This is a genomic window from Sphaerospermopsis aphanizomenoides BCCUSP55, from assembly GCF_001586785.1.
Classification (GTDB): Bacteria; Cyanobacteriota; Cyanobacteriia; order Cyanobacteriales; family Nostocaceae; genus Sphaerospermopsis_A; species Sphaerospermopsis_A aphanizomenoides_A.
In genome coordinates this window covers 1-17,777 of sequence record NZ_LUFH02000118.1, presented here as the reverse complement: position 1 = coordinate 17,777, position 17,777 = coordinate 1, and the positions used below count along the sequence as shown (strand labels likewise).

The following is a 17,777-nucleotide window of genomic DNA, read 5'->3' as shown; positions in this document are numbered from 1 at the left end:
GTAGGGTAGGGGGGTAGGGGGGTAGGGGGGTTAGGTTTTTCTAGATTACTGGTTTCATCTAATACTTTTCAAACATCCTCTTAGGTAGGGGTGATTATTCAACATCTTTAAATGTAAATGTTCCTGTGACTTTTCCCACAGGTAATTGTTTAGGCCAAGCAGAATTAAATTAATATTTCTTAAAATACTTTGCATCGTCATAAAAACTGAAGTTTTTGACTGAATTTCTCAGTAGAAATACTATCCAGTTCAAAAGCCAGCACTTAGATTTGTTTACGTGATTTACCCTATTTTAATGTTTTCAGTGTACAGCAGTTTTCATCTAGTTAGACCACAGTAGAGAAGTTGCATACAATTACTCTACAAGGGTTTTAAACTTTGTTTTGTGGTTTACCTGAAAATTGCTTATGATCAGTACATTCTCGCGAAGATTACGGACAATACTGACAATTTTCACCATTATTAATGCCAAATATACTACTATCTTACTTGATAGTTATATGCCATAATAGCCTAATAAGCAAAATTTGCGGGATATTCAGTCGCAGATGACCAGGAGAGCAGAATTAAGTAAACTTCTTAGCTGTTGTGGAAGTCCTCTGTGGCAATAGCTATATTTAATCAACGGGGGTATTATGGCTCGAATTGTCGTCATTGGTGCAGGAATAGGAGGATTACCCACAGCTTATGAACTGCGACGAATATTACCCAAAGAACATCAAATTACATTAATTTCTAATACCCCCAAATTTACTTTTATTCCTTCTCTCCCTTGGGTGGGTTTGGGTTTAAAACCATTAGAAAAGGTGCAATTAGACGTAGAAAAATTAGTAGTAAAAAGAGGTATTGAATGGGTATTAGGAGGAGTCAGCCAAATTTTACCAGAGTTAAAACAAGTGGTTGTAGGGGAACGAGTAATTACTTATGACTATGCTGTAATTGCGACAGGTGCAGAATTAGCTTTAGATGTCATACCTGGTTTAGATGAAGAAGCTGGATATGTGCAGTCGGTGTGTAATCCTGCTCACGCACTCAAAGCTGCTGCGGCTTGGCAACAGTTTCTCCAAAATCCCGGTCTTTTGGTAGTGGGAGCAATACCAGGTGCAGGTTGTTTTGGGCCTGCTTACGAGTTTGCATTATTAGCAGATTGGGTATTACGACGCAAGGGGTTGAGAAATCAAGTCCCTATTACCTTTGTTACCCCAGAACCTTATGTGGGACATTTGGGAATTAGCGGTATGGCCAATTCGGCGGAATTAGTGAAAAAATTACTTCACCAAAGAGAAATTGAAGTATTTGAAAATGCAGCTATTAGCCAAATTGAATCAGAAAAAATTTTGCTGGCTGATGGTTGCACTCTACCTTATGCTTATGCAATGCTACTACCGCCATTTCGGGGAGCGCGTTTTTTACGAGAAGCACCTGATTTAAGTGATAAAAAGGGCTTTTTACCTGTACTACCCACTTATCAACATCCTCAATTTTCCTCTATTTATAGTGTGGGTGTGACTACTCAACTCAAACCACCGGAAATTACTCCTATTCCCATTGGTGTGCCAAAAACAGGACAAATGACGGAAGCAATGGGAATGGCTGTGGCTCATAATATTGCTGTGCAATTGGGGGTAATTTCTGCTCCTTTGGTGACTCCCACCTTAGAAGCACTTTGTTTAGCAGATTTTGGCGATACGGGAATTGCCTTTTTAGCAGACCAAGTTTTACCAAATCCCATGACTGGACAACGCAGAAGAGCAGTAGCTATAGAGGGACGTTGGGTAAGTTGGAGTAAAACGGCTTTTGAGTGGTTTTTCCTGACTAAAATGCGTTGTGGTGTAGCTGTTCCTTGGTTTGAGCGATGGGGATTACAAGCTCTGGGGTTATCATTAGTACAACCGATTAGAGAAATTTAACTTCTAATCTAAATATTGAAAAATAAACCTGTGCAATGTTAATCTCGATTCTCGGCCATTTTTGTGCTGTGTGTGTTGGTATTAGTTTAGGTTTAATCGGCGGTGGTGGTTCGATTCTAGCTGTTCCCATTTTAGCTTATGTGCTAGGAGTACCGCTCAAATCTGCGATCGTTATGAGTTTAGTCATTGTTGGTATTGTCAGTCTCATTGGTATTATTCCCCACTGGCAACAAGGTAATGTCAACATGAAAACAGCAGCTTTATTTGCTCCTGGTGCAATGGTAGGTGCTTACATCGGTGCGCGAATAGCGACTCTTCCCATTATCACACCCACTTTTCAACTCATCTTGTTCGTTTCTACAATGTTCCTAGCAGCCTATTTAATGATTAAAAATGCTAGTAATAAATCGGAGACAGAATTAAATTTAAGTAGTAAATATGTAGATAAATTTCCTCTTTGGCCAATTATTCTCGCAGAAGGTTTAGGTGTGGGTTTACTTTCTGGATTAGTTGGTATTGGTGGAGGATTTATGATTATTCCCGCACTGGTACTTATGGGTAATACACCAATTAAGGAAGCAGTTGGGACATCTTTAGTGATTATAGCTTTGAAATCTGTGACAGGATTTGCTGGTTATTTAGGTTCTGTTTCTGTAGATATAAATTTAATGGTAACTTTCACCTTAGCTGCTGGTACAGGAATGTTAATTGGAGCTTATCTAACCAATTTGATTCAAGGGCAAAATCTAGAAAAATATTTTGGATATTTTGTGATTTTAGTTGCTATTTTTATGTTGTTTGAATGGGGTTTGGAAAATATTTTTCAACAATGGACAATTGACAATTACCTCTCCCTATAAGTGAGAGGATTAGGGTGAGGTTTATCGAATTCACTTTGAATTAAGTAGGTTGGCGTTGAAAATTGTCATTATGGCAAGGCAAGAGGCAAGAGGCAAAAGGCAAGAGGGAAGGGACTTTTAGCAAGTTTACATCTTGTTACATACCTCTGTTTTTTCACACCGACTTACTTAAACAACTGTCAATTATCAATTGTCAATTATCAATTGATAAACCCATATTTCTTGAATATAGCTTTGACTTGATCACTAGATAAAAATTGAGCAAATTTCTTAGCTGCATCAACATTTTTACTGCGTTTAATAACTGCTAACGGATAAATAATAGGAGAATGATATTTTTCATCAGCAGCAACTACAACTTTGATATTTTTGGCAATTTTGGCATCAGTCACATAAACTAAACCTGCATCAGCATTGCCACTTTCTACAGATGCTAAAACTTGACGGACATTATTAGCATAAACGAGTTTCGGTTTGACCGATTCCCATATTTTCAATTTTTCCAAAACTTGTTGTGCATATTGCCCTGCGGGTACGCTTCTTGGTTCACCAATAGCTATTTTTTTGATTTTTGCATCTTTGAGATTATAGAAACTACTCACACCCGCAACATTCTTAGGTACAACCAAAACCAGACGGTTTTTGGCAATGATGTTACGAGTACCGGGAACTAAAAGATTTTTTTGTTCTAAAGCATCAACTTGTCTTTTTGCCGCAGATATGAAAATATCCGCCGGCGCACCCTGTTCAATTTGTTGTTGCAACGCACCGGAAGCGCCAAAGTTATAACTAATGTTGACGTTTGGCTGACTTTGTTGGTAAAGAGGCTTAATTTCTTCTAATACCTCTTTCAAACTGGCAGCAGCAGATACAAGTAGGTTGGTATTTGACTGCGCTACTACTGGGATTGAAGTTAGGGTTGGTAAGCCAATTGCTATCAGCATAGTAGTCAATGCTGTAGCAATTGATAGTATTAATTTTCTTCTTTTTACTGAAAAAAGGGCTTTTGAGAACTTTTCCTTCATAAAAATAGATACTCAGTAGAGTTTTACCAATGTTACTAGAGGTTTACCGTGTAAGTTGGTAAATATTTACATATCTATATTTTAAAAAGTGTATTATAGAATACATTTTATCCTTATTACCAGGCAGAAACCAGCCGAAAAAATCTAGTTTCTGCCAAGGTTTTACAGGTTGACATTTTTAACCCGATCATCTTATAACCATTCAATCATTTGGGCATTTTCTGGTAACTTTGCTTCTCTTTGCCCAATACTTCTTGCTCTACCAGTAAATAAACTAATGGGAGTATTTAACAAATCCACAAAACTAGCTTGACCAATAATATTTTTAACACTTGTTTTTGGTACTTCTTTTAATAACCAACGCAGTAAAATATAAGCGTATTCTTTTGTTTTCCTTTCTCGCATTAATTCTACACCATGCAATTCATGTAAATAGCGATTGGAACGTCCATAGCGTCTCCATTGATTAGCTAATTCTTTCATTGTCAGGCGGTGACGGTGTTGGACAATAGCCTCTGGTGCAAATTCTAATTTACCCAGATTAGCTTTCAGAATTCGCCAACATATATCTGCATCTCCACCAGTGGTAAGATAGGGACGAAATAAACCTGAAGTTTGGAAAACTTGACGACGAATTGCTAAATTTGCGGTTTGTCCATAGGGACAAAATTTGTGGGCTAGGGTATGTTTTTGGGATAATGTTTCTTGTTTATCTGCAAATTGTTCTAATAAACTTTTACCTGGTAATGCTACAATTTCACCAGCAACAATTACTATTTCTGAATTAATAAAATGTGGAATTAATGTACTTAACCATTGGGGTTGGGGACGACAATCTGCATCGGTAAAGGCGATAATTTCCCCATTAGCAGCTTTTATACCTGTATTACGGGCGGCATAGGAACTTTGAATATTATTTTCACTTAAAGGACGGATGGTGATAGGGGAATTTTCCGCTGTTGTTTGTAAAATGGAAAGAGTGCGATCGCTGCTATTATTATCTACTAATAAATACTCTACCTGCTCTTTTGGGTAAGTTTGCAACAATAGACAATTCAGCAAATCTGGTAAATCTACCTCACCATTATAAATAGGAATCACTACCGAAACCTTGGGAAAAAAGCTTTGGGCGGTATTCGCATCAACTGGCTGATGATTCATAATCTAAAATTCTCTAAATATTCCCAATCAAATCCCACCCTTGATGATAAGAGTGGGATTTGCATCAATCACACAAAATACATGAACACCTGCAAAAAAAGTTTAAAACTTAAATAAGAACTCAGAATACCCTGCGGGAAGCAAGCTACAGAATGCAATCAGTGAGGGGATTAAACCCGTTTATTCATTCGCCAGTCGCACAGAATTCAATTCTGACTCCTGACTCCTGACTCCTGACTCCTGAATTCTTTCTTGTTAAAGCTTCAAATCATCGGCCCTAATGCTGAGAGGTTGAGAATTTTGAGGGGGTGTAAGAGGTTGGGCAAATTTTGTATTAGAGAGAGCAGTAATAGCACGGGCATATTGTGGGTCATTCAATGTCCCAATTAAATTTGGATTAGCAGCTAACTGACGTTCTTGAGCCTCCGTCAAATCTAGCTGAATATCGGGTGTAATCCCCTTATGATTGATATCCGTACCTTTAGGGGTGTAATAGTGAGCAATAGTTACTGCTAACCCAGAACCATCATTCAGTTCATGTACTGACTGCACCAAGGCTTTACCAAAAGTTTGACTACCTACAACTACAGCCCGTTTGTTATCCTTGAGTGCGCCTGTGAGAATTTCACTAGCACTAGCGGAATTACCATCTACAAGTACAGCTAAGGGTCTATTGGTCAAAGCTGTGCGATTGGCTTTAGTTTCTTCACTACCTCCCACACGGTCTACAGTTTTGACAATGCCGCCATTATCTATCCACATCCGCGCTATTTCAATGCTTGCTTGCAACAAACCACCAGGGTTGCCGCGTAAATCTAATACATAAGAGTCAACTTTTTGGTTGTTTAAGTTGCGAATAGCTCGACGCATTTGATCAGCAGCGTGGGCGCTAAACTCTCGCAATCGAATATAACCTACTCGACGGCCACCTTCTTGTTTCAGGGTATAATTTACCGTCGGTACTTCGATAGTTGCTCTTGTCAACTTCAGATCAAACTCATTTTTGCCAGGTCGTGCTAGTCGTAAAGTAATAGCAGTACCAACTTTACCGCGAATTAAATTAGATGCCTCATCCACTTTCATCTTGACAGTGGGTTTACCATCAATGGCTAAAATCTCATCTCCTGACTTCACACCTGCTTTGAGCGCCGGAGAATTTTCTATAGCCTCAACGACGGTTAATCGCTTGGTTGTTTCATTTACTTCCATGCGAATACCGATACCGGATACTTCCCCAGAAGTTTGAGTAGTCAAGGCTGTAAATTGTTTGGGATCCATAAACCGCGTGTAGGGATCACCTAATGTTTGCAGGGCAGAGCGAATGGCTACATAAGCTTGTTCATTGGAAGTATAGTCTTTGCTTAATAGGCTCTGCCTGGTTGCTTGCCAATCTTGTTGATTAAATTTGCCATCAACATATTCACGATTCACCAGTTGCCATACTTGGTCAACTAACGCCTTGGGACTATCTTGTAAAGCAGCATGAACACACTTTGTCCAAGCTTGACCAAATACAGATATAGTAGCAGTTGTAGCGATCGCTCCACCAATCAAGGCTGCTTGGAGCGGTGAGTAACGTTTCGCAGATTGGTTCATGTATATCAGCTGGAATATTTGTATTGTTGACAGTTTAGCAATCAGGTTTTCCTGAGATTTTTAAGTTTTTATACCCTAATTTTCAGTTATGCTTAGTCCATCGTTTTATTCCTGTATATAAGGATGCGTAATTGACTGTCTTTTAATTCAAAATGATGCCTTAATGATGCCTTAGTTTTCCTGGTTTTCCTGTCAAAGTAGCCACAGTGAGGTTGTGATACTAGTCACTGCGTCATCTTTAAACCTTAAATTCTTTCCCTAAGATAGCACTTTGTTGACTAGATGGCAGGACTTTTTAATAGTAGATAACAAAGCTGTAATCTTCTATGTTTATGAAGCACAGATTCACTATCAATTTATCTATTTCCTTGAAGGGTAGATTGAGAAAATTGTGGCGGTTGTTACAAAATATTATGTTTGGGTTGTTTTTGATCCTGCTGGGTTGGCTGACTTTCACTACTATAACCTTAGTTTTTGCATCACCACAGCCAGTAGATGCATTTTTTGTACTGGGAGGTAGTATTCGTCGGGAGATTTATGTTGCCCAACTAGTACAAAAATATCCCCAAACGCCAATTTTAATTTCTCATGGTTCTCCAGATCCATGTATTTTGCTCATTTTTCAGCGAGAAGTAGCAGATTTACAAGAGTTACAAAAAGTATGGTTAGAAAATTGCGCTAATTCTACCTTTGAAAATTTTTATTATGGTGTGCCAATTTTGCAGAGTTGGGGAGTACGCAAGGTCAAATTAATTACCTCCGGTTCTCATGTTTTGCGAGCCAAGTTGATGGCACAAATTATCTTAGGCGCTCATGGAATTTGGGTAGAACCAGAAGTTGTGGAGGAAATTGGTATTCCTGGTAATCGGGAATTTTTGTTAAAAACTGTTTTAGATATTATACGTAGTTTATTTTGGGCGATTTTCAGTCAATTCATTCAGCCCCAATGTTCACAAGTAACAAAACTTATAGATGTCGATATACTTTCTTGGGAACAACGTGGTTTTCACTGTGAACATCAGGGACAGTTGGGCAAATAAACTCCCCATACCAAATTGAAACAGGACTTATGCACAAAATCTACCATCCGGGCTGGGTGTGGAGTAAGTCCTATGAAAAACCCAAGGAAAATTGATGTTAGAAGGAACACCAGAGGATGTATTTAGCCAGCGTACACTTTTAGAAGAATTAGATTTAGGTGTACCACTTATATATGAGATGTTATTTGATGGACTATCTGCTGAAGAAGAAATAATCATAGAACGAGTTCGACAACGGATATTAAATATATATTGAATTGAAAATAAGTAAATTAGAAATAAATAGGGTAATTGTTTGTGGAATTACAACTTTAAGAATTCAAAAATTTAATTACCTCACACACCGAATAATGTGTAGATACAGCCATATAAACACTCTGCGTACCTCTGCGCCTACCTCTGTGTACCTCTGCGTTTAAAAAGCTTGCTTAGAATTACGCCGCAGAATTATCCAAGTAAAAGCAGGAGTTCCAATTAAAGCCGTAATAGCATTTAAATATAAAACCTTAAATATTGATAATTTTTATTTTACTTAGAACTTACGCAAAAAAACGAAAAAATAAGGTTTTCGGAGGATAAGTTCATCAAAGAAAAAAACCCCTACACCCTACACCCCACACCCTACACCCAGCCCTGATGATAAATTTTGTGCGTAAGTCCTGTTACTTTATCTCTGGATATGGATTACTAAAAGCAGGGTTTTTAATAAACTCTTCATCAGTCAGACTTTGCAAAGCTTAAAACTTTTGGAAGTAATAACGTATAAACCCATATTAGTGTATATTCTGAGTACGTATTTATCCTCTTTGTACTAACTCCTGCCAAGAGTATGGAAATTTTATCTAATACCGTGGCATTATCGCGGATGCAATTTGCATTTACAGCGATTTTCCACATGATTTGGCCTGTCCTTACTACAGGTATGTCTATCTACTTAATCGTCGTGGAAGGACTATGGTTAAAAACCAAAAATCCTACTTATTATCATCACGCTCGTTTTTGGTCAAAACTGTATTTACTTAACTTTGGTATTGGAGTTGCATCAGGTTTACCAATGGGTTTTCAGTTTGGGACTAACTGGGCCCCATTATCCGAAGCGGTAGGAGATTTTTTAGGTAGTATTCTGGGATTTGAAGGCTCAATGGCATTTATGTTAGAGGCTTCTTTTTTAGGAATTATGATGTTTGGTTGGGATCGAGTTCCTCCCGTAATTCACTACTTAGCGACTATTCTCGTGGCTTTTGGGGCGAATCTTTCCACATTCTGGATTTTAGTGGCTAATTCATGGTTTCAGACTCCTGCCGGTGGAGAAATGGTGAATGGGAAGTTTATTGTTAATGACTATTTTCAAGCCATTTTGAATCCTTTCATGGTGAATAGTTTTCTCCATATGTTTTTTGCAACTTTGGAGACTTCCTTATTTGTGATTGGCGGTATTAGTGCTTGGTACATTCTTAATAATCGCCAGCAAGAATTTTTTAGCAAATCTTTGAAAATAGCTTTAGCGATCGCAATTTTTGTAGCTCCTTTACAAGTGTTAATTGGTCATGCTAGTGGCGACCAAGTTTATCACTATCAACCCACAAAATTAGCCGCAATTGAAGCACAATGGGAAACAGTCCCCGCAGGTGCATCTGCAAAATGGAATATCTTAGCAATTCCTAATGAAAAAGCTGAAAAAAATGATTTAGAAATTTCTATTCCCAATGGTTTAAGTTACATCTTAGAACTCAAACCTACACTTTCTCAACCAGTTTTAGGACTGAAAGAATGGCCAGCAAAAAATAGACCCCCAATGGTAGGGTTAATTTTCTATTCTTTCCGCATTATGGCAGGAATCGGCTTTTTCTTAGTTGGATTAATGCTGTGCAGTATTATTCAATGGCTAAGAGGTAAACTGAGTAATCAAAATATAACTCAGCAAAAATGGTTGTTAAGGGCTTGGATTTTATCTGCACCTTTGGGCTATTTAGCAATTGAAACAGGTTGGATTGTCCGTTGTGTGGGAAGACAACCTTGGACGGTATACGGGCAAATTCGTACTGCTGATGCAGCTTCTCATTTACTACCCGGTGAAGTTTTATTTTCACTCTCAGTTATTACCCTTCTTTACAGTGTGTTGTTCGTCTCAGCTATGTATTTTGGTAGCCGCATTATTCGCAAAGGACCAGATTTGAATTTACCCATACCAGGAAGTGAAATTAAAACAGTAATTGCCACTGAAGCTGTAAGTCATATTCCTGATAGCCGTCCTCTAGAAACACCATAATAAAAAGAATTTTTATGGAAGCTTTATTGCACTTTCTACCACAAGTTTGGTTTGTTATTCTGGGGCTTTTTCTGTTCCTGTATGTGCTTTTAGATGGCTTTGATTTAGGTGTTGGTATCCTCTCTTTGACTTCTTCCGATGAGAAACGCCGTAGTTTATTAATGACCAGTTTAGGCAACGTTTGGGATGCTAACGAAACCTGGTTAGTTTTAATGGCAGGTGCATTATTTGGAGCTTTTCCTTTAGCTTATGGAACAATTTTAAATGCTCTTTATCTGCCTCTGATGGTGATGGTTGTGGGGTTAATTTTGCGGGCTGTTGCTTTTGAATTTCGGGAACATTCTGATAATAAAAGTTTCTGGAATTTTGCCTTTGGAATCGGCAGTTTTATTGCTGCTTTATTTCAAGGATTTGCTTTGGGTGGTGTATTAGCAGGAATCAAAGTTGATGCGGCTGGGCATTTTATTGGTGGAATATGGGATTGGTTAAGTTGGCAATCATTACTAACAGCATTGACCCTTGTACAAGGTTATGTGTTGATTGGTTCAACTTACCTAATTCTGAAAACCGAAGGTAAATTACAGGAAACCCATTTTAGCACTGCCAAATTAGCAGCTTGGACAACTTTCATCGGGGCAAGTTTAATTACCATAACGACACCAATTGTCTATGAAAATGCTAGAGCGAGGCTATTTCATCAACCAGAAGTTTATATTTTTGCCCTGATTCCTTTGTTGGGTATATTGCTGATTTGGTTGCTGCTACAAAGTCTTAACCGTAAACAGGAAGTTGCTGCTTTTGTCTATACAGCTTTAATCTTTTTACTGACATTTATCGGTTTAGGATTTATTGCCTTTCCCTACATTATTCCTCCCACTATTACCATTTATCAAGCAGCATCTTCTCCCAGTGCAATGGTGTTCATGATTACTTTCATTGGGTTTTTGATTCCCATTATGTTGTTTTACAACATTTACAATTACTTTGTTTTCCGGGGTAAGGTAGTAACTACTGAAGAGGGAGAATAAATTTATAACAATTATCAAATTTTCAGCCAATAAATTCTTGTTTCTTGAAAGCTGCATAAAATCCACTACATTTTCCTTTCCCAAAATATGCCAAATGTCAAAAGACAATCTGTCAAATATCAAATTTTCTTGACAAGAGATAAAATGGCATTTCTTGGAGTAAATTAGATGATTAATATCTTTGTGGAAATTATCTATGCAACTTCAAGAAGCACCAAATCTTACAGTCATTGTGGGTGAAAATGCAGTTACCATATCTCAACTACCTTCTGTGTGGCAAGATATCGCTCAAGGAAGGGCAAATGTCAAACTTAGTGAGCCAAAAATTTATGTTGAGATGGCGCAGTTATTTCAATATAAATTGCAATATGGGGATGTTGATTTATTTAACGAAAGCCCACGTTTATTTCATTTAAGACCTGCATTTTCTGAGATCATGAAGCAACTGGCCTGGGAAACTCTAGAGTTCTATGGCCATGACTTTATGGTTCACAATTATCCGAATTTTGAAGAAGTTCTGCATAATTTAGAATCAAAAGGTGCTGAATATACCAATGAAGTCAAAGTAGCGCGGATTGGATTAGAACTTTTCCATGAATTTAGTTATGAATTACCAGCTAGTTTTTATCATGTGCATTTAGCCCCAATTTATCGAGATCATGTGTTTGAAGAAAGGGCTTTGAGATTCGATCAGCGTGATATTGAACATAAGCGTTCCTGGGATGCCATACTACACGCAGGTAAAGTATTTGCTATGCAAATGAAGGTGCAAAGTATAGCCTCTAAATATGGTTTTACCTATCAACATGGCTGTGGTTGCAACTCTCATTTATCTTCAATTGATGTTTCTTCTGGTGCTTTTGCATACGAATTAAGTCTAGAAAAACGTCAGCGATGGATTCGTAGTTTTATTTGGACTGCTTGGTATGAGTATGCGATGTTTCCCATTGTTCCTAATACTAGTTATCTTGTCTGAAGATGGGTAATTGCTAATTGGTAATTGGTGATTGGTGATTGTTAATGGGGTTATTCATCTTCTTATTCCCCATTTTCCTTAAGAGTATTTGGATGAGATGTGGGATAAACAAATTGAAACCGATTTAGATTCAGGAAAATTGAACAAGCTAATCGCTAAAGTAGAAGCCGATATTGAAGATTATGATTAATATGAAGCTCTACTGAATTGATTTTGAGTATTGTCACATATTCTGCACACCATTAACAGCTATTGCTTGAATCATAGCTACTGGAACTGTGGTAAAATATTCTTGTTGAAATTGTTCTTCTTGTACTGCTGCTAAAAATTTAGTAATCGCATTATCAGCCTTAATTTCATTTCTAATAACTGCATCCCAAGAGATTTGAAAATAACGGTCTTGATATTGCACTGTGAAACCTAGATATTTTAAAGCTTGAAATCCTAAATGTAAGCTTTGATCGCTGATACCCAATTTATTTAAAAGTTGCACCCGACTAACTTGTTCATTAGTGCGATGCAAATATTTAGCAATTCCTACCAACATTAACCAAATGTCTTTCGGCATTATTTGTTGGGTTTTTGACCAAGCTAAAACTAGTTGCTGTTGACTATAAAGTGACCTTCTCAACCAAGCTTTTAACTCATCCCAACTTCTGGGACAATCTGCAATTATCAATATTTCTTTTTTCTGACTGAGTTCGGAATAATCCTGATTTCGCCAATCTAAAATCACTGCTGAATTCTGAGTTTTGAATTCTGATTCAGCACAGAGACGCACGGCAATTAATCTAATTTCATAGCGTTTTTTAAAGCTATTGTAGTCTATTTCCGCTATACAATCACATCTACCTATAGGCAATTCTTCTTTATAATGTCCCCACCAAATACCAGGAAAAGGGTTATTAGTAGAATCATCCCGAATATTAAACTCGGTTTTAATATATTGGATTTTCTTTCCTTTTAAATCTTCTTGATTTCGATGCCAAGCATTTTCAAACCAACAATTTTTAATTAGTAATTTGGGAACTGGGTTTCCCATGCCACAAGGTTCTAAAAGTTTAAGTTCTAAAAATAAATCCTTACCCAAATCTGCAACTGTCACCACCAAATCAGCTTGGACGGTAGGTACAAGATTTATTCCTCCTAAAGATTGCCGTAATTTTTGATTAATTGCATCTGTAAATAAGGGAATATTTTCCACCAATAAACTCAATCCCGCTGCAAACGGATGTCCACCAAAACGATGTAATAAATGTGCTTGTTCTTTAACTAATTGATATAAATCGACGGAATTAATTGAACGCGCAGAACCTCGTGCTAATTTCGGTTCAGAATCTCCACTTTCTGTACTCAATAAAATAGTTGGACGGCCTGTTTCCTGGGCAACTTGACCTGCAACTAAACCTAACACACCTGAAGCCCATTGTGGATCTTCTAAAACGATGACACTAGTAGTTGATAAATCTAATTGAGAAAGTTTTTGTAATACTTGATTCTGCACATCTTTTTGTAAAGACTTGCGACGAGTATTAGCTAATTCTGTTTCTTCTGCGAGTTGATGACAACGTTGAATATCTCGACTTGTTAATAGTTCTACGCAGAAACTAGCATCACCGTGAATGCGACTAACGGCGTTAATGCGGGGTCCCAAACCAAAGGAAATATCTGTGGGGCGATCGCCACTTCTTTGACATAATTCTAATAATCTTCCTACTCCTGGTCTTCTTCTTTCTGCAACTGGTTTTTTATAATCTGCTTGCAGTTGTTGAATTCCCAACTGTGCTAAATAGCGACAATCACCACTCAATTGTACTAAATCAGCAATTAATCCCACCGCTACTAAATCTAATAAATCAGTTAAAGGATTTTCCGGTACATCTGGTAAAGTCTCATATAATGCTTCCACCAATTTATAAGCAACTGCTACCCCAGAAAGATGAAATAAAGAATGTTCTTTTGGTAAATAACGAGGATTGATAATTGCCACAACTGGCGGACGTTGAACAGGTAAAGTATGATGGTCAGTAATAATCACATCTATACCTAATTTCTGGGCATAAATAATTTCATCAATATTTGTACTTCCCGTGTCACAAGTAACAATTAATGTACAACCTTGTTGAGCTAAATTATCAATTCCTGCTAAATTCAGTCCATGAGATTCTTTTAAACGATTAGGTATGTAATATATTAATTGTTGATGTTGAAGAAAAAACTGTCCCAAACCATCCCATAATACAGCAGTAGATGTAATACCATCAGCATCAAAATCTCCCCAAATTGATACTTTTTCTCCAAATGTAGCTGCTTTTTTTAAGCGTTGGATTGCTAAATCCATTTCTCTACCAAACTCAAATGGACTTGCTGGTTGATAAGCCTGAAAATTCACAAATGCTGCTAATGTTTCAGGATCTTTTATCCCCCGTTGCCACAGTAATTGAGCCGCAAAACTTCCACTTGATAAAGGTGTGTACTGTTTAACCGCTTGGATAAAACTCTCAGGAGGTTGTTCGGTTTCTGCTAAAATCCACTGCATTTAATTAAAAATTAAAAATTAAAAATTAAAAATCCAAAAATTTATCCTTTTACCACTGACAACACTCATTCATCATTGATAATCAAATCTATTGGTGATTCATTCGCTAAAGGATTAATAATTACTTCCGTAGGAATTCCTTCTGATTTACGGGAACGAATCGTAGGACGAGTGCGCCTATAACCAGCCCTTTCGGCTTTTTGATGTTCATAATCTATCAATCTGCCATAATAGGGATGTTTACTTAAATTCATAGATAAGAAAATATGCTGCCGGATGTTACCAAAGCCTTTGCGATTAAAAAACTTCACTGCTGGTATATTGGTAGGATCTGTATCTACTAACATAAACCGCGCCCCATCTTCTATCATTCGCGCTACGACTTTATCAACTAATTTATCTGCTACTCCCTGACGTTGAAATTTGGGATTGACACCCAACCACAATATATAACCATAAGTCCAAGAGGATTTACTAATAATAGTTCCTAAAATAAATCCTGCTAGTTCACTCTCTGTTTCAGCCACTAGGCAATATTCTGGATCTGTGTTGTAAAGTCCAATTACTTCCCATTCATCCCAGGTACGATATAAATAAGGATATAAATCGCTGGTAAATAATTCTTCGCCTAAATGATAAACAGGAGCAATATCATCAATTCCTAGTTCTCGCACATAGATATTGTCGGTTTCATCAAAGGTTTTCATAATTATTGCAGTTAATTTTCGCTATATAAATTCCCCAAAGTCCCCCTTAACAAGGGGGATTGGTGGTTTATTTACAAGAGTTCAATACTTCACGAAAAAGTTTTCAGACTCTCTTAGGATTTGAAAAAATCGCGGTATGTGGCAACTAAAGGAGCGCCCAAAAACACCAAAAATATTGTATTAGAAACCGCATTTTGCCAATATCCTGTTGCTATAGAAGCTGAACTATCCACGATCACCCAAATAAGTATTGATACTGTGACAGCGTACCATGCCTCTTTTTGTCCACGACGAAATGGCCCTGCTAGGATGAATAAAAGAGCCACACTCCAAGCAATCATTACTCCACCAAGTACACCAAAGAAAAATTTAACGTAAGAATTTGCAACTTCATTGAAGGAAGCTTGTGCTTGAGATGTGGAAAAAAATATTTCCTGCAGGACTGAATTGATAAAATCTGGGATGACCACTAAGCCAAGACCGACCATAGCTAGTCCCAGGGTGATAGCAATCACTAACCAATACCACCAAAAACGAAACCATGAGTTCATCATTTCCATCTAACTCCTCAATTGTAATAAAGATGTTATGTAGCTGTTGTCAGTTGTTAATTGTCAGTTTTCAGGGACAAAAGGCACTCTTACAAGAGGCCAGAGCAGGTCTTTTTTTTCCTGTTCTTTGCTATAGTGATACTTCTTCAATGATATCAAGATTAGGTATATAATTAGTTACTGCTGCTTCTAGGCTGTTTGAGCTATACCTCCCGTTAGAGAAGCGATCGCACCGTTTAGCAAACTGGCAACAATCACAGGTTTTAGATTCTCCTACTTGCGGAAATGGTTGACCATTTTGGTAATTGTCTAACCAATTTGTTAATTTATTTAACAATTGATTGAGTTGATTGCCTATATGTGCGTGTTGTTTAGTATCATAGCTAAATTGAATATTTTTAGTTTTACCTTTAGCCTGGACAAACCAGTAAGTCATAGATATATTTTCCAGCGAATATGTGCTGGTTTCTGCCATAACATACATATAAAGTCGGGTTTGCCAATTTTTTGCTAATGTGCTTCTCTTTGGTGGTTGGGGATAGGTTTTCCAATCAAAAATCTGTGCTTTTTCGTTGTCTGCTATTAATAAATCATAGATGACTGTGAGTACGTAATCTTGAATTTGCAAAGTGCGATAATGTTCACTTTCCCGAAAAGTGTGGATATTAGTGTCAGGTGATAATATTTCTGGTGCATTCTGAGCCAAAGATGTCATCCATTTTTGCAGTTGAGCATCTGTTTGGAGAAAGCTATTAATCGGTAAACCCATTTCTTGCTGCTGCATGAGCAGGTGAAAGCGACTACCTAAAGTCTGATTTTCTGTCTGTTGGGGGTCTGAGGGTGTGATCAGTTGTTCTAAATAGGTATGCTGAAATTTACGAGGACAAGCTGCAAGTAAACTGAGATGTCCTTGGGAAAGTCGAAATAGTTGAGTAGATGTTGATAGCATTTGGAATTTTTACTACCCGCTACGCCATTATTTATGGTATATTTGTTGACTTTTTTGGTGGGGCGCGGTACTATATTTAGTATAATGGAGTGGTTGCAACAATTTTTGAGTCTCTATACTCCATTATTAGAATCTGCATATTCATCATATCACGAGAAAATAAAAAACGCTACTTCCCACAATAGGGAAATTATCAGTTTTGCAACGATATTGTTTATTTGTATAGCAATCACAAAAAATGAAAGGTAAAAGAGAAAAAGAACCTTTTACCTTTTTGATTTACCTGATGCTTATTTAATGTTAGCTCGCGCATCCTTGACCGCTGCCATAAAAAATAAGACAGTCAGGGGAATGCTTAAAGCTAAGATAATGGCAGTGGTTTGGACACCGAAATCTGGTTGTCCAGAACTGAGTTCAAATACCGAACCAACAGCAGCGATCGCTGTTACACAAGAACTGCCTAAAAATAAACCGCTTTTTGGAGTTAAATACACAACAAGACCACCTATGCTACTGGTTTAACTGCTTGATACGAGAAGCCATTTTTAGATAGCTCCTGTGCCAAAGTCAAGGAATTTTCTACACGGTCTACAAATACCACTCCGTTGAGGTGATCCATTTCGTGTAAGATACATCTTCCTAGTAAGTCACCAGCTTTTAAAGTCTTAGGACGGCCATATTCATCTTTATAGGCAATTTCTACTACTTGAGGGCGTTTGACATCCAAATAAACTTTAGGGATGCTTAAACAACCTTCTTGAGCAACACAAAGCTCACTGCTAACCTGTTTAATGACGGGATTGATTAATACCAGTGGAGGGGCTTCTGGTTTGTCTGGTTCGCAGTCGATGACAATAAGTTGTTTGTTAATTCCGACTTGGGGTGCAGCCAAACCAATACCATCTTCGCTGTACATAGTTTGCAGCATTTCCCGCACCAGTTGGCGAAGTTCATCATCTATCTTAGTGACGCGCTTTGCGGGTTGACGCAGGACGCGATCGCCTAAATAATGAAGCTTCAAAGGTGGATTTTTTAACTTTTTCTTGTCTACAGCAATATCAGAGGGCATGATTCTCTTGGCTTAATAATGAATGTCTTACTCATCAATTCTATCGTCAGTTGGTTGGTGATTGGTGATTGGGGACTGGGGACTGGGGACTGGGGAC

General features: G+C 37.7%; 16 protein-coding genes. 7 read left to right on the top strand and 9 right to left on the bottom strand.

Translation table 11 applies throughout. The features are described 5' to 3' along the window. Positions 1-635 precede the first annotated feature (635 nt). The gene (locus A0J48_RS22845; protein WP_200326883.1) at positions 636-1,910 is read left to right on the top strand and encodes an NAD(P)/FAD-dependent oxidoreductase; all 1,275 of its coding nucleotides are present in this window, start codon (positions 636-638) and stop codon (positions 1,908-1,910) included. A gap of 35 nt (positions 1,911-1,945) precedes the next feature. After that, entirely contained in the window at positions 1,946-2,770 is an 825-nt protein-coding gene (locus tag A0J48_RS22840) for a sulfite exporter TauE/SafE family protein (protein WP_200326882.1), read from the top strand. Between the two features lie 200 nt (positions 2,771-2,970). Here A0J48_RS22840 and modA read toward each other — a convergent pair whose 3' ends face one another. The 3 genes from modA to ctpB all read right to left on the bottom strand — a co-directional run bounded on the left by modA (position 2,971) and on the right by ctpB (position 6,552). Then, entirely contained in the window at positions 2,971-3,714 is a 744-nt protein-coding gene (modA, locus tag A0J48_RS22835; protein ID WP_234301105.1) for a molybdate ABC transporter substrate-binding protein, read from the bottom strand. A gap of 273 nt (positions 3,715-3,987) precedes the next feature. Next, a complete protein-coding gene (locus A0J48_RS22830; protein WP_200326880.1) occupies positions 3,988-4,956 on the bottom strand; it encodes a glycosyltransferase family 2 protein in 969 nt (322 codons plus the stop codon). A gap of 255 nt (positions 4,957-5,211) precedes the next feature. Then, the gene (ctpB, locus tag A0J48_RS22825) at positions 5,212-6,552 is read right to left on the bottom strand and encodes a carboxyl-terminal processing protease CtpB (RefSeq protein ID WP_200326879.1); all 1,341 of its coding nucleotides are present in this window, start codon (positions 6,550-6,552) and stop codon (positions 5,212-5,214) included. Positions 6,553-6,884: 332 nt separating this feature from the next. Between ctpB and A0J48_RS22820 the strand changes: the two genes are divergently transcribed. From A0J48_RS22820 to A0J48_RS22800, 5 genes are all read left to right on the top strand, one after another. Next, positions 6,885-7,592, top strand: coding sequence for a YdcF family protein (locus A0J48_RS22820; protein WP_200326878.1), 708 nt, complete (start codon positions 6,885-6,887; stop codon positions 7,590-7,592). 94 nt (positions 7,593-7,686) lie between these two features. Beyond that, positions 7,687-7,848: a hypothetical protein gene (locus A0J48_RS22815; RefSeq protein ID WP_234301104.1), complete on the top strand. Its 162-nt coding sequence runs from the start codon at positions 7,687-7,689 to the stop codon at positions 7,846-7,848. Between the two features lie 573 nt (positions 7,849-8,421). Next, positions 8,422-9,861, top strand: a complete 1,440-nt coding sequence (locus tag A0J48_RS22810) for a cytochrome ubiquinol oxidase subunit I (protein WP_200326877.1) — start codon at positions 8,422-8,424, stop codon at positions 9,859-9,861. Positions 9,862-9,875: 14 nt separating this feature from the next. Further along, positions 9,876-10,889, top strand: coding sequence for a cytochrome d ubiquinol oxidase subunit II (cydB, locus tag A0J48_RS22805; RefSeq protein ID WP_200326876.1), 1,014 nt, complete (start codon positions 9,876-9,878; stop codon positions 10,887-10,889). A 196-nt stretch (positions 10,890-11,085) separates the two neighbouring features. Beyond that, positions 11,086-11,865 carry a hypothetical protein gene (locus A0J48_RS22800; protein WP_200326875.1) on the top strand — a complete coding sequence of 260 codons (780 nt, stop codon included), beginning with the start codon at positions 11,086-11,088 and terminating at the stop codon, positions 11,863-11,865. Positions 11,866-12,088: 223 nt separating this feature from the next. On the opposite strand, the gene recJ is transcribed toward A0J48_RS22800, so the two are convergent. The 6 genes from recJ to def all read right to left on the bottom strand — a co-directional run bounded on the left by recJ (position 12,089) and on the right by def (position 17,680). Further along, entirely contained in the window at positions 12,089-14,404 is a 2,316-nt protein-coding gene (gene recJ / locus A0J48_RS22795) for a single-stranded-DNA-specific exonuclease RecJ (RefSeq protein ID WP_200326874.1), read from the bottom strand. Positions 14,405-14,469: 65 nt separating this feature from the next. Further along, on the bottom strand, positions 14,470-15,111 hold the full coding sequence (locus tag A0J48_RS22790; RefSeq protein WP_200326873.1) for a GNAT family N-acetyltransferase: 642 nt from the start codon (positions 15,109-15,111) through the stop codon (positions 14,470-14,472). Positions 15,112-15,224: 113 nt separating this feature from the next. Beyond that, positions 15,225-15,665, bottom strand: a complete 441-nt coding sequence (locus tag A0J48_RS22785) for a hypothetical protein (protein WP_200326872.1) — start codon at positions 15,663-15,665, stop codon at positions 15,225-15,227. A gap of 127 nt (positions 15,666-15,792) precedes the next feature. Continuing rightward, positions 15,793-16,611, bottom strand: coding sequence for a PD-(D/E)XK nuclease family protein (locus A0J48_RS22780; protein ID WP_200326871.1), 819 nt, complete (start codon positions 16,609-16,611; stop codon positions 15,793-15,795). A gap of 290 nt (positions 16,612-16,901) precedes the next feature. After that, on the bottom strand, positions 16,902-17,105 hold the full coding sequence (locus A0J48_RS22775) for a hypothetical protein (protein WP_200326870.1): 204 nt from the start codon (positions 17,103-17,105) through the stop codon (positions 16,902-16,904). Positions 17,106-17,116: 11 nt separating this feature from the next. Continuing rightward, the gene (gene def / locus A0J48_RS22770; RefSeq protein ID WP_200326869.1) at positions 17,117-17,680 is read right to left on the bottom strand and encodes a peptide deformylase; all 564 of its coding nucleotides are present in this window, start codon (positions 17,678-17,680) and stop codon (positions 17,117-17,119) included. Positions 17,681-17,777: the final 97 nt, after the last annotated feature.

What these genes read in the sequence shown, in the direction of transcription:
- recJ (WP_200326874.1), bottom strand. Translation starts at nt 14,404, where the DNA reads ATGCAGTGGATTTTAGCAGAAACCGAACAACCTCCTGAGAGTTTTATC.
- A0J48_RS22780 (WP_200326871.1), bottom strand. Translation starts at nt 16,611, where the DNA reads ATGCTATCAACATCTACTCAACTATTTCGACTTTCCCAAGGACATCTC.
- modA (WP_234301105.1), bottom strand. Translation starts at nt 3,714, where the DNA reads ATGCTGATAGCAATTGGCTTACCAACCCTAACTTCAATCCCAGTAGTA.
- def (WP_200326869.1), bottom strand. Translation starts at nt 17,680, where the DNA reads ATGCCCTCTGATATTGCTGTAGACAAGAAAAAGTTAAAAAATCCACCT.
- ctpB (WP_200326879.1), bottom strand. Translation starts at nt 6,552, where the DNA reads ATGAACCAATCTGCGAAACGTTACTCACCGCTCCAAGCAGCCTTGATT.
- cydB (WP_200326876.1), top strand. Translation starts at nt 9,876, where the DNA reads ATGGAAGCTTTATTGCACTTTCTACCACAAGTTTGGTTTGTTATTCTG.
- A0J48_RS22785 (WP_200326872.1), bottom strand. Translation starts at nt 15,665, where the DNA reads ATGATGAACTCATGGTTTCGTTTTTGGTGGTATTGGTTAGTGATTGCT.
- A0J48_RS22840 (WP_200326882.1), top strand. Translation starts at nt 1,946, where the DNA reads ATGTTAATCTCGATTCTCGGCCATTTTTGTGCTGTGTGTGTTGGTATT.
- A0J48_RS22800 (WP_200326875.1), top strand. Translation starts at nt 11,086, where the DNA reads ATGCAACTTCAAGAAGCACCAAATCTTACAGTCATTGTGGGTGAAAAT.
- A0J48_RS22845 (WP_200326883.1), top strand. Translation starts at nt 636, where the DNA reads ATGGCTCGAATTGTCGTCATTGGTGCAGGAATAGGAGGATTACCCACA.
- A0J48_RS22820 (WP_200326878.1), top strand. Translation starts at nt 6,885, where the DNA reads ATGAAGCACAGATTCACTATCAATTTATCTATTTCCTTGAAGGGTAGA.
- A0J48_RS22815 (WP_234301104.1), top strand. Translation starts at nt 7,687, where the DNA reads ATGTTAGAAGGAACACCAGAGGATGTATTTAGCCAGCGTACACTTTTA.
- A0J48_RS22830 (WP_200326880.1), bottom strand. Translation starts at nt 4,956, where the DNA reads ATGAATCATCAGCCAGTTGATGCGAATACCGCCCAAAGCTTTTTTCCC.
- A0J48_RS22810 (WP_200326877.1), top strand. Translation starts at nt 8,422, where the DNA reads ATGGAAATTTTATCTAATACCGTGGCATTATCGCGGATGCAATTTGCA.
- A0J48_RS22790 (WP_200326873.1), bottom strand. Translation starts at nt 15,111, where the DNA reads ATGAAAACCTTTGATGAAACCGACAATATCTATGTGCGAGAACTAGGA.